At 40.2% G+C, this 16,231-nt stretch carries 9 protein-coding genes, 2 tRNA genes and 2 rRNA genes (1 of these 13 cut by a window edge); 5 read left to right on the top strand and 8 right to left on the bottom strand.

Annotation, left to right across the window (positions count from 1 at the left end; all coding sequences use genetic code 11):
* From L6471_RS01185 to L6471_RS01170, 4 genes are all read right to left on the bottom strand, one after another.
* Positions 1-152 (bottom strand): 23S ribosomal RNA (locus L6471_RS01185) (it extends 2,743 nt beyond the left edge of the window).
* Between the two features lie 171 nt (positions 153-323).
* Positions 324-397: transfer RNA gene (locus L6471_RS01180), tRNA-Ala, on the bottom strand.
* Positions 398-431: 34 nt separating this feature from the next.
* Positions 432-505, bottom strand: a tRNA-Ile gene (locus tag L6471_RS01175).
* Positions 506-687: 182 nt separating this feature from the next.
* A 16S ribosomal RNA gene (locus L6471_RS01170) occupies positions 688-2,217 on the bottom strand.
* The 16S and 23S rRNA genes sit together here with 2 tRNA genes alongside, the layout of an rRNA operon.
* 1,162 nt (positions 2,218-3,379) lie before the next feature.
* Here L6471_RS01170 and L6471_RS01165 point away from each other — a divergent pair.
* A complete protein-coding gene (locus L6471_RS01165) occupies positions 3,380-5,296 on the top strand; it encodes a heavy metal translocating P-type ATPase (RefSeq protein WP_094448919.1) in 1,917 nt (638 codons plus the stop codon).
* 79 nt (positions 5,297-5,375) lie between these two features.
* On the opposite strand, the gene L6471_RS01160 is transcribed toward L6471_RS01165, so the two are convergent.
* The 3 genes from L6471_RS01160 to L6471_RS01150 all read right to left on the bottom strand — a co-directional run bounded on the left by L6471_RS01160 (position 5,376) and on the right by L6471_RS01150 (position 9,970).
* Positions 5,376-5,945, bottom strand: a complete 570-nt coding sequence (locus L6471_RS01160) for a hypothetical protein (RefSeq protein ID WP_094448920.1) — start codon at positions 5,943-5,945, stop codon at positions 5,376-5,378.
* A 161-nt stretch (positions 5,946-6,106) separates the two neighbouring features.
* The gene (locus L6471_RS01155; RefSeq protein ID WP_006281404.1) at positions 6,107-7,579 is read right to left on the bottom strand and encodes a DUF1846 domain-containing protein; all 1,473 of its coding nucleotides are present in this window, start codon (positions 7,577-7,579) and stop codon (positions 6,107-6,109) included.
* Between the two features lie 141 nt (positions 7,580-7,720).
* Positions 7,721-9,970, bottom strand: coding sequence for an inorganic phosphate transporter (locus L6471_RS01150; RefSeq protein WP_006281405.1), 2,250 nt, complete (start codon positions 9,968-9,970; stop codon positions 7,721-7,723).
* A 153-nt stretch (positions 9,971-10,123) separates the two neighbouring features.
* Between L6471_RS01150 and L6471_RS01145 the strand changes: the two genes are divergently transcribed.
* The gene (locus L6471_RS01145; RefSeq protein WP_094448921.1) at positions 10,124-10,816 is read left to right on the top strand and encodes a response regulator; all 693 of its coding nucleotides are present in this window, start codon (positions 10,124-10,126) and stop codon (positions 10,814-10,816) included.
* Positions 10,817-10,819: 3 nt separating this feature from the next.
* On the top strand, positions 10,820-12,235 hold the full coding sequence (locus L6471_RS01140) for a sensor histidine kinase (protein ID WP_094448922.1): 1,416 nt from the start codon (positions 10,820-10,822) through the stop codon (positions 12,233-12,235).
* Here L6471_RS01140 and L6471_RS01135 read toward each other — a convergent pair.
* Positions 12,228-12,974, bottom strand: a complete 747-nt coding sequence (locus L6471_RS01135) for a ZIP family metal transporter (protein ID WP_027453744.1) — start codon at positions 12,972-12,974, stop codon at positions 12,228-12,230. The two genes, L6471_RS01140 and L6471_RS01135, sit on opposite strands and share 8 nt — an antisense overlap.
* 149 nt (positions 12,975-13,123) lie before the next feature.
* Between L6471_RS01135 and L6471_RS01130 the strand changes: the two genes are divergently transcribed.
* The gene (locus L6471_RS01130) at positions 13,124-13,651 is read left to right on the top strand and encodes a hypothetical protein (RefSeq protein WP_027453745.1); all 528 of its coding nucleotides are present in this window, start codon (positions 13,124-13,126) and stop codon (positions 13,649-13,651) included.
* Positions 13,652-14,401: 750 nt separating this feature from the next.
* Positions 14,402-16,228 (top strand): hypothetical protein, encoded by a 1,827-nt coding sequence (locus L6471_RS01125; RefSeq protein WP_094448923.1) that lies wholly within the window; start codon positions 14,402-14,404, stop codon positions 16,226-16,228.
* Positions 16,229-16,231: the final 3 nt, after the last annotated feature.

The raw sequence follows: 16,231 nt of genomic DNA, 5'->3' as shown, positions 1-16,231 counted from the left end.
AGATATACATTCTTCAAATGTATGGGTTGTCCCATTCGGAAATCCTCGGATCAATGGTTATTTGCACCTACCCGAAGCTTATCGCAGCTTATCACGTCCTTCATCGCCTCTGTGAGCCTAGGCATCCGCCATACGCCCTTTCTTACTTTTTTCTTTACCGGTTCATTTCATTTAGTGTTATCCAAATAAAACGAACGGTAGCTCATACTTTCAGCTGTATTGTTTCTTGAACTATTGCTAGTTCTCGCTACAGTTTTGCTTGTGTCAATATGTCAAAGATCTTATTGGCTTATCTCACTCTATTAAAAGTGGATTACCTGAAGTGGAGAATAACGGATTCGAACCGTTGACCCCCTGCTTGCAAAGCAGGTGCTCTAGCCAGCTGAGCTAATCCCCCAAACTTTTTTGTTTGAGAAGACTGGAAGTTTGTGTAGTCCCAGGCAGACTTGAACTGCCGACCTCCACATTATCAGTGTGGCGCTCTAACCAACTGAGCTATAGGACTATAGTTCCGGGTTGGCTGACTGTCCAAGATTTCTGGGCTTGCATCTTCGAGCCCGGCTTCCTTTTTCTCTTATATGTTAAACAGGTTCTGTAGTACAAGGAAACTTTGGATGACATCAACCAACCTTTTCGTTTGTCATGTCTCTTGACTTTTACTTACTTCAAAATAAGCATCTCTTCCAGAAAGGAGGTGTTCCAGCCGCACCTTCCGGTACGGCTACCTTGTTACGACTTAGCCCCAATTACCAGTTTTGCCCTAGGCCGACCCTTGCGGTCACGGACTTCAGGCACCCCCGGCTTTCATGGCTTGACGGGCGGTGTGTACAAGGCCCGGGAACGTATTCACCGCGCCATGGCTGATGCGCGATTACTAGCGAATCCAGCTTCGTGAGGTCGGGTTGCAGACCTCAGTCCGAACTGGGACCGGCTTTCTTGATTAGAATGACCTTACGGGCATCCGACTTTCTGTACCGGCCATTGTAACACGTGTGTAGCCCCGGACGTAAGGGCCGTGCTGATTTGACGTCATCCCCACCTTCCTCACACCTTACGGTGGCAGTGTCTCCAGAGTGCCCAGCTTGACCTGATGGCAACTGAAGAGAAGGGTTGCGCTCGTTATGGCACTTAAGCCGACACCTCACGGCACGAGCTGACGACAACCATGCAGCACCTTCACAGATGTCCCGAAGGAAGTCACTATCTCTAGATCCGTCATCTGCAATTCAAGCCCGGGTAAGGTTCCTCGCGTATCATCGAATTAAACCACATGTTCCTCCGCTTGTGCGGGCCCCCGTCAATTCCTTTGAGTTTCACCGTTGCCGGCGTACTCCCCAGGTGGGATGCTTAACGCTTTCGCTTAGCCACTCACCCCGAAGGGCAAACAGCGGGCATCCATCGTTTACCGTGCGGACTACCAGGGTATCTAATCCTGTTCGATACCCGCACTTTCGAGCTTTAGCGTCAGTAACACTACAGCGAGCTGCCTTCGCAATTGGAGTTCTTCGTGATATCTAAGCATTTCACCGCTACACCACGAATTCCGCCCGCTTCCTGTGCACTCAAGTCTGACAGTTCGCGCTGCAGTGCCCAGGTTGAGCCCGGACATTTCACAACACGCTTACCAAACGGCCTGCGCTCCCTTTAAACCCAATAAATCCGGATAACGCCCGGACCTTCCGTATTACCGCGGCTGCTGGCACGGAATTAGCCGGTCCTTATTCGTAGGGTACATGCAAATAACCACACGTGGCTAACTTTATTCCCCTAAAAAAGCAGTTTACAACCCATAGGGCCGTCATCCTGCACGCTACTTGGCTGGTTCAGACTTCCGTCCATTGACCAATATTCCTCACTGCTGCCTCCCGTAGGAGTTTGGACCGTGTCTCAGTTCCAATGTGGGGGACCTTCCTCTCAGAACCCCTACTGATCGTCGGCTAGGTGGGCCGTTACCCCGCCTACTACCTAATCAGACGCATCCCCATCCATAAGCGATAAATCTTTATTCCATCTCAGATGTCTTTAATGGAAACCATAGGGCATTAATCTTACTTTCGCAAGGCTATTCCCTACTTATGGGCAGGTTGGATACGCGATACTCACCCGTGCGCCGGTCGTCATCAAAGAAAGCAAGCTTTCTTCATGTTACCCCTCGACTTGCATGTGTTAAGCCTGTAGCTAGCGTTCATCCTGAGCCAGGATCAAACTCTCCATTGTAAAATATCTTTGAATATCTATATAAATAGATGATTTGTCTCTGTTTCAAGGACGCTTATCCTTTTATTGAAGTCGGTTTAAAGCCTGGACAAAAACTAAACTTGACGGTTCGTTTTTGTTACCCATTCACACATATCTATAATATGTGAACGCTTCTTGTACTACTTCTCTGTCTATGTAATCTTTTCAAAGAACTCTTTCTCTTAAGCCTCATAACCAACGTTATTTGGCTGCTTCCGTTTGTTTGAAAGCGATTGCAAAGGTATACAAAATATCCATAACCTCCAAATGTTTTCAAGAAAAAATTGCAAAAAACTAAGATTTTGCACGTTCTTTGACAAATATGCCCTATTATACCCTTTATTTCGACTTTTTAATAGCATCGAACATCGTTTGCATCCAGCAACATCTTTCAACGGTGAAGAATCGAACAACTTCACTCCTTATATATATATGATAGTCATGTTAGGCTCATGAATACAAATTATGTTGGCCTCATAAATATAAACCAACGTGCTGATCTGATGGAGGCAAACTTGATTATGCCAAGTACATCACAACAGGGTAGGACGAGAAGCAAACTGAACGTGTTGCTAAGAGAAAGATTAGAATTTAATTGACATCAACAGAGTTGTAGCTTGCGTATTTGAAATGGCGATGTAAATGTGCCTCAAATACGCGAATTTTGAAGCATTTTCGTATCTGCCTGAATATCAGTGCGTTACGAATTTTACACTTCGGTGGCTTAATAAATGGGCGCCAAAACCCCAGCTCCTAGGGGTCGAAAGCTTAGGGTTGATGCGATAAGGTCATAGAGTTTAGCGAACAAAGTCTTAGGTTTCGACCCCTAGGAGCTGTGGTTTTGGCGGGAGAGAAAATCAAGGGGAAGAAAAAAGACCAAACAGGCTGATCAAAAGTTGAATATTTTGAGCTAGATGACGATTTTTGAAAACGCTGTTTTTTGATAAATTATTTGACAGTCAACCCATTAGAGACAGACAAGACCTGTTCACACCCGACACATCGCGTCGTAACAATATTATAAGTTTCTAAAAAATCCTATCTAAAAAAGACGAAGAATCAGCCATAATATCTAAATCTTATAAATCTAATCCTCAAAACTATAACAACATATTAACATATATCTTATAACTTTGCACCCATGAAGAAAACAGTTCCAATTATAGGTATGGCTTGTTCAGCATGTTCAGCAAATGTACAGCGCAAGCTCGATGAGCTCGAAGGGATTCGCAAAGCCCAAGTAAACTTAGTAGGTCGCTCAGCGTTTATCGACTATGATGAAAACAGCATTACACTCGAGCAGATCAAGAAAGAGATTAATTCGATAGGATACGACATGGTTATCGAAGAAAATCGAAGTGCAGAAGAAATAAGCAAGCGAGAGTATGTATTACTCCGTCGAAAGACCATACTATCCTGGATTTTCTCAGTTGCAGTGATGGCCGTCAGCATGCAATGGATAAACCTTGGAAGTAAAGAATATGCCAACCAAATGGCTATGCTTATTGCCATCTTCAATATCGTATATTGCGGCAAAACATTTTATATTACAGCAATAAAACAGTTACGCCATGGTACAGCCAACATGGACACCCTCGTAGCCCTATCTACCGGTATCAGTTTTATATTTAGTACCTTTAATACCTTTTGGGGCGATGCAATCTGGGGAATACGGGGAATAAGTTGGCACACCTATTTTGATGCGAGCGTAATGATCATCACCTTTGTACTTACAGGCCGATTACTTGAAGAAAAAGCTAAAGACAGCACGGCGACAAGTATACGTAAACTGATGGGCATGGCTCCCAAAACAGCACATATCGTAAATGGTCAGGAAATCGAAGAAGTACCTATCTCAACCATAGAAATAGGCGATTTACTCGAAGTTCGTCCTGGAGAAAAAGTTCCTGTTGATGGTGAAGTAACATGGGCAGAAAGTTTTATGACAGCCGATGCAGCTTATGTAGACGAGAGTATGATAACGGGCGAACCAACACCAGCCGAAAAGAAAAAAGGAAGTAAAGTTTTAGCCGGAACAATACCCAGTCAAGGCAAATTTCGCATGCGTGCCCGTCAGATAGGAGAAGATACAGCTCTTGCACACATCATACGTATGGTACAAGAAGCCCAAAGCTCCAAGGCACCCGTTCAGCGCATTGTAGATAAAGCCGCATTAATCTTCGTGCCCGTAGTAGCAATTATTTCACTTATCACCTTCCTGACCTGGCTTCTTGTAGGTGGTAGCACTTATCTACCCCAAGCCATCATATCGGCTGTAGCTGTGCTTGTGATAGCCTGTCCATGTGCTATGGGACTTGCCACTCCAACTGCACTCATGGTAGGAATCGGGAAAGCTGCAGAAAAACAGGTACTCATTAAGGACGCATCTGCTCTGGAGAGCATGCGTAAAATAGATGCTCTTGTTACCGACAAAACCGGTACACTGACTCTTCCCAATTTAAATATCGACTTTACCCGAGCATCCAACTTGACTTTAGAACAACGCGAAGTATTAAAACCGAATGCTAAAAAAGCGATACAAATATTACAAGATCAAGGCATCGAAGTATATATGATGAGTGGCGATCATGAAGAAGCTGCTCAATACTGGGCAGAACAAACGGGTATCAAGCATTATCAGAGCAAAGTAATGCCACAGGATAAAGAAAACCTGGTGAAAAAGCTCCAAGCAGAAGGAAAAACGGTAGCCATGATGGGCGATGGCATCAATGACACTCAAGCTTTAGCACTGGCCGATGTGAGCATCGCTATAGGTAAAGGTACAGATGTCGCCATGGATGTTGCCCAAGTTACACTTATGGGCAATGATCTCATGGCTATTCCCGAAGCCATAAAATTAAGCAAGCGCACCGTACGGATGATCTGGCAAAATCTTTTCTGGGCATTTATCTACAATATCATTTGTATCCCATTAGCCGCAGGAGTACCTTACCTATTTGGCATCGATTTTCAGATTACCCCGATGTGGGCGAGCGCCTTAATGGCTTTGTCATCGGTATCCGTTGTACTCAACAGCCTCAGACTTAAATTAGGATAATATAAAAAGTAGTTTAGGCTAAGCACCTCTTGAACGAGGAGCTTAGCCTAAATAGCATAAAGGAATACATGGCTTGGAATTAGAAGCCTGCTTCAACATTATTAATCTTTTCTTTTCTTATTTCTTGGACAGAATTGACAACATCATAACTTTCGATTAAACCTTTAATTAATTTGGGTTGGTATTTCTTGTCTATATCCCAGTCCTCTACATTGCCATTAGTAAATAGAACACGTATTTTCTTTATGTTTTGTTTTTTATTAATTATTCTATCAATAGCTTCTTGGTCTAAATCGAAAAGTGTATATGTAATATAATGCTCTAAAACCTTGTTTGTAATTTCAAGAATTTCAGATTTGTAATCAGTTTGAGGTTCTACGAATGTATTAATTGGCAGTTTTAATACAGAATCATCTTCGAATTTTAATAGCATTACGCTTCCTTCATCAAATACTGCATATGCCTTCTTAGATGAATACTTAAGAACTAACACATAATTAGCATTGATCTTTCCAAAAGCAAGTTTAGGCTTAAAGTTAATACCATATATTTTCTTATTTGGAAATACAGTAAACGTACCATAAGATGTTTGGGCAAAACTAGTTGAGAAGCATATTAGCATCATTAACAATAAAAAAAATTTTTTCATAACTATAAATGTTTGTTTAATTTATGTTTTCAAAATTGCGGAAAGCATTTCAACCCAAAACAGAGTATCGCTAAGTTAAAACATTGTTCATGAGAGTTTTAATTTTGAATTAAAATAAATTTAAGAGACATTATTAATTATATAAGTATAGAGCTGATGATTTATTTTTTCTCCTTCTTAATTGGATCGCAAGTGATACCAACGCCCAATTTCTTGAAAATCTTACGGTCTACTTCACCCAACATAATCGTAAAATGAGCCTGACATCCACGCAACTTAGGTAATTGTTCAAGCGCTTTCTTACAATTTTCATCCGTTTGGCTAAGAATAGAGAGAGCGACGAGGACTTCATCCGTATGCAAACGAGGATTATTGCCACCCAAATATTCTATTTTAGTCTTCTGAACAGGCTCAATCAAGTATTGAGGAATGAGTTTCAAATCATGATCGATACCAGCAAGACTCTTCACTGCATTCAGAATAAGAGATGACGCTGTACCGAGAAGCACACTACTAGCAGCAGTAATAATACGTCCATCAGGCAACTCAATAGCAGAGCAAGGCACACCAGCTTCTTCCTTACGCGCTTTTGCTGCTAAAGTAGTCTTTCGGAAATCAGTGGTAATTTTAGCCTGCTTCATCAACAAAGAGAGCTTGTTAACCTCTGCTTCATTTACCCCACCATTAGCCAATTTATTAAGTGCTGTATAATAACGGCGAATAATCTCCTGCTTAGATGCTTCCTGACAAACCTCATCATCACTGATACAGAAACCGACCATATTAACACCCATATCAGTTGGCGACTTATAAGGACATTCGCCATAGATACCTTCAAACAACGTGTTAAGCACAGGGAAGATTTCGACGTCACGATTATAATTAATAGCCACCTTCTCGTACGCATCAAAATGGAACGGATCAATCATATTGATATCGTTCAAGTCAGCCGTTGCAGCTTCATAAGCGATATTAACAGGATGATTCAAAGGAAGATTCCATACAGGGAAAGTTTCAAACTTGGCATACCCAGCATTTACACCTCTTTTATTTTCATTATAAAGCTGAGACAAACAAACAGCCATCTTACCACTACCTGGTCCAGGCGCTGTAACAATAACGAGCGGACGAGATGTTTCCACGTAATCATCTTTACCAAATCCCTCATCAGAATCAATAAGAGCCACATTATGAGGATAGCCCTCAATAGTATAATGATAATAAGCACGAATACCTAAACGCTCCAAACGCTTACGATACATATCGGCACTATTCTGACCATTGTAATGCGTGATAACAACACTGTCTACAAGGAAGCCACGATTCTGGAACTCTTTGCGCAGACGTAGCACATCTTCATCATAAGTGATACCAAGGTCTTGGCGAACTTTATTCTTTTCGATATCAATCGCACTGATTACAATAACGATTTCCGCCTTATCACTTAGCTGCTGCAACATACGCAACTTACTGTCTGGTTGAAAGCCTGGCAGTACTCGACTAGCATGATGATCATCAAAAAGTTTACCACCTAATTCAAGATATAGCTTACCTTTAAATTTCTCTATTCTTTCCTTGATATGTTCTGACTGAATACGAATGTATTTGTCGTTATCAAATCCTAACTTTTTCATCAGATTTTTCTCTTAATTGCCGATTTGTAAATTCAATTTTGCAAAGGTAATCAAAAATTTGCCAAAAGCATGAATTCGTACCAACTATTGTCAATAAAAGAGCAACTTTTCACACCATTCAAGGCACATAGAAAGCATATTTTACTCCATAAACTTTTTAGCAGCACGAAGCTGATGACGCATATTACTGAGCAACTGCTGACTCTCCTGAAGTACATTCAGATATAACAGATTAACCTGCATCTGAGAGTTCGTTTCACTATCCTGCATACGGTCAATCTGACGCTTACGAAGAATAGAAAGTTCGTCTTTTACATTATCAGCCTCTGCAAGAATCTGACGATAATTCTCGTATCTACCCGTTTCTATCTGTGCACACGAAGCCTTCATCAGTTCATTGATACTACGCTTAATCGGCAAGAAATCAGCAATCAGTTCAGGTGATAAAGGATTAAAACTATTGTCTACATGCTCCTTGATAGGCTCAAGCATACGTCGCAATCCATAAATTAGCTGTTGGTTACTATTCATACCCAAATGAAACCAAGTATTACGCTCTATAGCGATCATACGAGGAACACGCTGTAATACCAACATCTCCTGACGACGAACCTTCTTCAACGGTTGCTTCGCAGCCACTAAATCGCGCTGAGCTTTTCTTAAAGAACTGGTCTTCTCATTTTCAAGACCATCTATAATTAAGTTAAACTGTTCTAAGGCGAATTTACAGCAATCAGACTGCGTTCTTCTTACCTGCTTCTGAAGCATTTCCCACACAAGCTGTGGGTCACGGGTACGCATCATCAGACGGAATACATCTTTATCACGATTTTCAGAAGCCTTTTTCTCTTTATATTTACGACTACTTCGAATAAGTGAAGCGATAACCACTACGATAAAAGCAATATTAGCAACGATACCTCCATAATACATGACAAGACAGATAACAGCTGCCAGGAGGAATGAAGCTCCAGCTGTAATAAACCATCCACCGATAACAGAAATGACACCCGTTACACGGAATACAGCACTCTCCCTACTCCATGCTCTGTCGGCCAGAGAAGAGCCCATAGCAACCATAAAAGTTACGTATGTAGTAGACAAAGGCAATTTATAGTTAGTACCAATGGTAATCAGCATAGAGGATATCACTAGGGTGACAGCAGCACGTACCAAGTCGAATGCAGCAGTTTCATCTTCCAGAATGATACCATTTTTATCAAATCTACTATCTATCCAATGCTTTATATTTGCCGGAATAATCGCTGAAATCTGCTTGTTAGTAGTTTGGAAAAAACGTACTATAGCACGAGCTGCAGAAGAAGAGCCAAACATTTCATCGCCCCCATCCTGTCTACTCAGGTCGACAGATGTTTTAATGACATTCTGAGCTTTTTTGGATGTAACCATTGCCACAACCATAATGACACCGGCAATAAGCAAGTACAACGGTGATGTCTTGGCATTCTCCATCAGTGATGACATCATAAAAGCATTAGGAGCAGCACCATTTGCATGAGCCACGTAATCTTGATAACTGTCAAGACCTGAAAGTGGTACACCGATAAAGTTCACCAAGTCATTACCTGCAAAAGCCATAGCCAGCGCAAAAGTACCCATGAGAACAATAACACGGAAAATATTGACCTTAAACAGATGAAGTATCTCCATAAAGACTGTAGAACAGCCAAATGTAATCAATAACAACAACTGAATATTACCATTGATCCATGTGCGTATACCAGCATCCATGTAAGGACTATTGCCTACACCTTTTAAGAAGATAAAATAAGATAAAGCTGTAAAGGCGATACCACCAAAAATAGCAATAGAATAACGTGAATACTTTTTGTAATTAAAGGAAAAGACCATTCGACTGATCCACATGATGAGCCATCCAAACACAAAGGCGAAAGCTACACTCACAAAGATAGCAATAATCATACTCAAAGCCTGACCAGAATTGAGTAACATATTATAATCGAGCGAAGGGTTTACAATCGTTTTTAGGGTAGCAATAGAAAACGATGCTCCTAATAGACCAAAAACGAGAGATATCGTACTTGAAGTAGGCATTCCCACCGAATTGAACATGTCTAATATAATCACATTAGCCACCATGACGGCAAAGAATATGGTCATTACTTCAAAAAAGGAATAATGTACAGGGGTAAGAATACCATGCCGAGCCACATCCATCATACCTGTTGACATTACTGCACCCAGCAACACTCCTAAAGAGGCATAAATTAATACTGTACGAAACTTAGCTGCACGAGCGCCGACTGCAGACTGCAAAAAATTGACAGCATCATTACTAACACCTACGAAAAGGCCAAACACTGCTAAACTAAGCAGAAAGACCACAATGACAAAATAAATTGTTTCCATAAATACTTATTTGTAGGCAAATATACAGGATGTATGTTACAGAAACATAACACTCATGTTACAATACTGTTACAACTTAAAAAATGAACAGCCTCAACTCGTTTTCGAACAAAAAAAACTGTATATTTGCAAATATATCAGTAATATCGCAACATGAAAGATGAAAGTTATCGCATATTAGTAGTAGATGACGAAGAGGACCTCTGTGAGATTCTCAAATTCAATCTCGAAATGGAGGGTTACATCGTAAATACAGCTAATTCTGCAGAAGAAGCACTCACACTTGATATCGCTTCTTACCATCTACTTCTTCTCGATGTCATGATGGGAGGCATGAGTGGTTTTGCCTTAGCCAAACAGCTGAAAAGCAATGCTACAACAGCACCAATACCCATTGTCTTTCTAACTGCCAAAGATACCGAAAACGATACGGTCACCGGTTTTACACTGGGAGCTGATGATTATATCGCTAAACCTTTTTCTATTCGTGAAGTAATACTCAGAATTAAGGCTGTGTTACGCAGAACAGCCCATCAGAATGCTATCGATAATCAAAATACCTTATCATATAAGGGTATCATCATCAACCTAGACCAGAAGACGATAACTGTAGATGGGCAGAATGTGTCTTTTTCAAAGACAGAATACGAACTTCTAAAACTGTTATTAGAAGAAAAAAATAGAGTTTTCTCACGCCAACAACTTATAGACAGAATATGGCCTAGCGATGTACAAGTATCCGATCGTACGGTAGATGTAAACATCACTCGTTTACGTAAAAAGATCGGTCAATATGCCACACATATTGCTACCAGACAAGGATTTGGTTATTATTTCAATGCATAAATCATGATTAAACTCTCTATAGGTAACAAACTATATCTCAGCGTAGTATCTATATTTCTGATTTTCGCCATATCCTTTATCGTATTCCAGCAAAATCGCGAAAAGCAGTATAAGATAGAATTTCTCAATTTACGCCTACAAGATTATAACGACAGGATGCATGTATCACTTTCTATCTTGGGCAAAATGGATGAGAAAACGTTGAGCAATTATGTTCAACGTAATTATGAGAAAAATATACGCGTAACGCTTATTCGAAAAGATGGACTAGTATTTTTTGATAATCTGATAAAGGATTATTCTAAGATTGCTAACCACTCGAATCGTACGGAGTTTATACAAGCGATAAAAACAGGCGAAGGCTCTACAGTAGATCGTCTCTCGAGCACACTTAAACATGATTATTTTTACAGTGCGACCTATTTTCCCGAGGATGGATATGTGATACGAACGGCTTTACCATACGACAATGACTTGGCAAAATCATTGGCAACCGACCAGCATTTTATCTGGTTTGCGCTTGGCGCCATTCTATTACTAACGATATTCCTTTTTCGATTTACCAATCGACTGGGACAAAACATTAATAATCTCCGTACATTTGCCTGGAGAGCCGACCATAATAAAAGTCTCGATATCGATGACCTTATCCACTTTCCGAATGACGAATTAGGTGAAATCGCAGAGCGCATCATCAAGATATACAGAAGACTGCAAAACACGCGTCAAGAACAAGACAAACTAAAACGTGAGCTTACTCAGAATGTAGCGCACGAATTGAAGACACCTGTGGCAAGTATTCAGGGCTATCTTGAAACTATTATCAATAACCCGAATATAAATGAAGAAACAAAAGCACAATTTCTTCAACGCTGCTTTGCACAAAGTGAGCGATTAACATCACTTCTACGTGATATCTCTACGCTCAACAAGTTGGACGATGCGCCACAGCTACAAAACTTTGAATATGTGGATATAACAGAGATCGTGCAGAACATACAAAAAGAAACGGCTCTTCAATTACAGAAACATGAAATGAACTTCGTAAACCAGTTACCGCCTTCTTTAATCGTTAACGGCAACCGCTCATTATTATATAGCATATTCCGTAATCTTACCGATAATGCGATATCCTATGCCGGCCAAGGTACAACGATAACCATATCAGCTACTCTAGAAGAAAGCGTCTGGCACTTTACATTCAGCGATAATGGCATAGGCGTACCCTACGCACACTTGAATCGACTTTTCGAAAGATTTTATCGCGTAGACAAGGGAAGAAGTCGAAAAATGGGAGGAACAGGTCTCGGTCTAGCCATCGTCAAAAACGCTGTGCTCTTTCACCATGGCAACATAACCGTGAAGAACAATCCTACAGGAGGATTGGTCTTCCACTTCACATTAAGCGCTATCAAATAAGTTTATCCATCAACAACAAGGTCATAAAACCGAGTAATAAGGCATACGTGGCCTGCTTCTGATACCCATGCGCATGCGTCTCAGGTATCATCTCGTCGCTGGTAACATAGAGCATTGCTCCTCCTGCAAAACCGAGCATAACCGGTAACAGCGTCAATGATACAGAGCCCAACCCAAATCCAATCCATACACCGACTACCTCAAGCAGACCGATAGCCAACGAAATGACCATAGTTCGTATCTTAGACACACCGGCAACCAGCAATGGGGCAATAATAACCATACCTTCTGGTACATTCTGAAGAGCAATACCCAAACTTACCGACCAATCGATTTCCGTAGTGCTCATACTAACGCCAGCAGCCATGCCTTCGGGCATTTTATGCAAAGCAATAGCCATAACAAAGAGGAGAATATGATTGAGCGATTTGTTATTGCGATGCTCTTCTTGATCTAATCCTGTAATATGATGCAAATGTGGAGTAACCAAATCGAGGACATTAAGAAATAATGCTCCAGCCATAACACCGACAACCACTATCCACCAAGTTGTAGAAGACGTCATATCAAAAGCAGGTACAATTAATCCTAACGTTGATGCGGCAAGCATAATACCAGCACAATAGCCTAATACCGTATCATTCCACTTATGAGGAAGTTCCTTAATTAGAAAGCCCAAAACAGCACCTATCAGAGTGGCTCCGCAAAGTCCGGCTGCACTAATCCAAATTTGAGACATAAATGTTTTTTTATTGCGATTAAATGAATTTGGGGATAAAGGTAAGCCTTTTTAGGAAAATAGGCATTATTTTTTTGTATAAAATTTGCTTTTTATTAGAATAAATAATATATTTGCATTTATCATACCTTAAACAAAAACACACATTTATGAAAAACTTCTATTATTTATTTTTAGCTACACTATTCTGTATGACCAGTTTGTCGGTATCCTCCTGCACAAAAGATGAGGTTAACGAACAGACAGAACTTGTTGTGAAAGATGCGACCAACCATAATGAGGCACTCAAACTAGAACAAGACTATCCTATAGAGAATCTTGCTTTCTTGATGAAAGGTATCTTTGTACTCGAGGACGAACAAAATAATATCACCAGTGTAATGGCTTTTGATCAAGATTCCATATACATCTTCAGCTGTAACACTTGCCAATATAAACACAAGAAATATCAATTACAACAAAATGGAACCATACTTCAGATAGATAACCAAAAAATACCTATTGCGCGTTGGGCATACCTGAATAATCATAACCAAGGCATTATCCCTCTCAAGCTGACACCAGATAACACTCAATATTGGCTCGCATTCGAGAAAATAATACTTGGTGATGGCAATGAGCAACAAGAATTCGACCGTACCCAGCTCATCGCATTTATCAGAAATCAAAAACCTTAATTCGTTTAGCATTTTTCTTCATCCCGGCATGGTTAGTACGACACAAACCAATCTCTCGCATGAAAATAAAATAACATAAAAAAGGATTCGCCTCACGGAGAATCCTTTTTTATGTATCCTTAATCTTCCTATGCAGATTAAGCAATGTCTCGTACTGTTTAAATGCGAATAACCAACTTAAATATGTTGACCGAAAATAAGCATTCCCTAATGCGAAATCAACTACACCTAGCTTAATTAATGTCTAATGCGAATAAGTTTAATATACTAATGCGAATAAATAAACCAATAATCTCTTTTTGATAGTACAAATATAATAAAAAAAAAGGAACCTGTCAAGAGTTAGAGGCCACTTTTTTCACTAAATTTGTTATTTTTTTTCTGTGTTCGAAAACAAGAAAATCTGTGCACGATAACAAAAAAAATAAATGATTCGAAGTACCAACATAACAACAAAAAATGTGTATTTCTCATTCAAATCCATCCTTGATGACTGATTATCAACGCTAAGATTATCTATAATAGATACCAACTTTTACCACCAGTAATCAAGTAGAATAAGTTTATATCGTTAATTTTGAACATATATCACTGATTTCAGCCAAAAAAGCAATATAATCATAACATATCTTAAAATATTTGTTTATATTTGCAAGACAAAATTATATAAATCCCGTGAATGTAAAGCATTAACGGCAAGTACCTTCAAAAAGCATAAAAATAAATTATAATCATAAAACATCTCCCAGCATGAGAAAAACATTTATTACATCGACCCTCTCTGGAGCGATAGCTATAGCAGCAGCAATACATCTAACAGCATGTCAAAGCAACGATATTGCCCCAGACACACCTGTTCAACAAAACGATTTAGTCAACACCAGCCTCGCTATTTCGATTCCACAGAATGCTGCTGGTAAAAATTACAAGGGACTTAACAGCACTACTAAAGTTTCCTCTCGTGCATCCCAGGAAATCGTACAGGGAGCAGACAATCAATTCAGAGGATTATCGAATATTGTACTCATACCATATTCTACTGATTCTACTCAACGTAATGGTGCCAATATCACACTGGAAGATATCAACAAGAACCAACTTAGCAGCGGAAGCCTTGCCAAGGTGTATGACAACATTTTGTTAAGCGTGGGTACAGCTGGAATAAGAGCCTACGCACACGCAAAGGATACGACTGAAGCCCTAGAAGGCTATCACTTTACCAATGGTACCCTCACAGCAACAGGACTTGACGATGAGGCTAATACGGATATCAACACTATTAGTTTTACACCGGTAAGTATCAATGCTTCTTCTGTACCATCAAACAAAGCCCAGTATCTTGCTAACCTGCTTACTGAAATCGCAAAGACAAATGCAAACGGAGTTAGCTGGAGTAATGATGAAAATGAAAAAACTGCATATTATAATTTCATAAAAAACGCTGCAGGATCATCTAAAACTGTACTTGGCCTGATACAAGAATTATACGATAACATGAAGAGCAAGAGCAACGCTATGTCTGTTGCCTTGATAAATAAAATCAATACCGTTACCCTGAACGATGTTCAGGACATCAATGGCGGTTCATACCCTTGTATCACCAACAACAACGGCATACTATCACTTCACAGTGACCTGGACAATTATCCAACCGAACTGAATCTTCCTGATGGAGCTGCTGTTGTAAAATGGAACAATAACACCGGTTTTCAACCGGTAATGGGTTCAAGTACGATTTCCGAATCAATTTCTACTTTGGAAATACCACGATATGTCTACATGCCAAATTTGTGGTATCAAGTAACTTCTCCACTGAAAACATCAAGCATCGATCAGACTAAGGTCATGACAACCAACAAAGATTGGAGTGAAATTGTAAATGACGTCGACAATTTCCCTAACACTAGTGTCACAACAACCACCAAGACTATCGCTATGCAACAACCTCTGCGATATGCTGTGGGACGTATGGATCTCACTATCAAGTTGGCCAACGGCAACGTACTCTACGATAAAGCTGGCAATGTGGTTACTCCTAATGCGAAGGGATTTGAAGTAACGGGTATCATTATCGGTGGACAGAAGGCAGTAGATCAAGATTTTAATCCGATTACCGACTCTAATAGCAAACAATATGCCATATACGATAACTCGATGAGTAATATGTATGCTAGCAGTAACGGTAGTGATACCAACTATACGCTAACATTGCCATCTGCAGCAGAAGAAGTCGTTAATATCGCCATAGAACTAATTAATAATACTGGCCAAAATTTCGAAGGAGCTACTGGTATTATTCCTAACGGTGGCAAGTTCTATCTTATAGCCAATCTGAACCCACCAGCTGCTAAAAGTGGCTATACAGCAAACGAACTTAATCAAGTCTTCAAACAAGACTATATTACTACCGTGAAACTGACCATACCACAAAACTCTACTGAAGAAAGCGAAAACCACGAGACAGGTCTTGGTAATGCCTATAATGTTTTGCCAGACTTGAGTAAATCACTCATCAGCTTCGGCTTCTCTGTAGACCCATCATGGCAATCGGGCTTATACTTCGAAGTAGAACTCTAAAAG

Source organism: Segatella bryantii (genome assembly GCF_022024215.1).
Lineage (GTDB): Bacteria > Bacteroidota > Bacteroidia > Bacteroidales > Bacteroidaceae > Prevotella > Prevotella bryantii.
The sequence above is the reverse complement of the archived record's forward strand: the minus strand, read 5'-3'. Positions and strand labels throughout refer to the sequence as shown.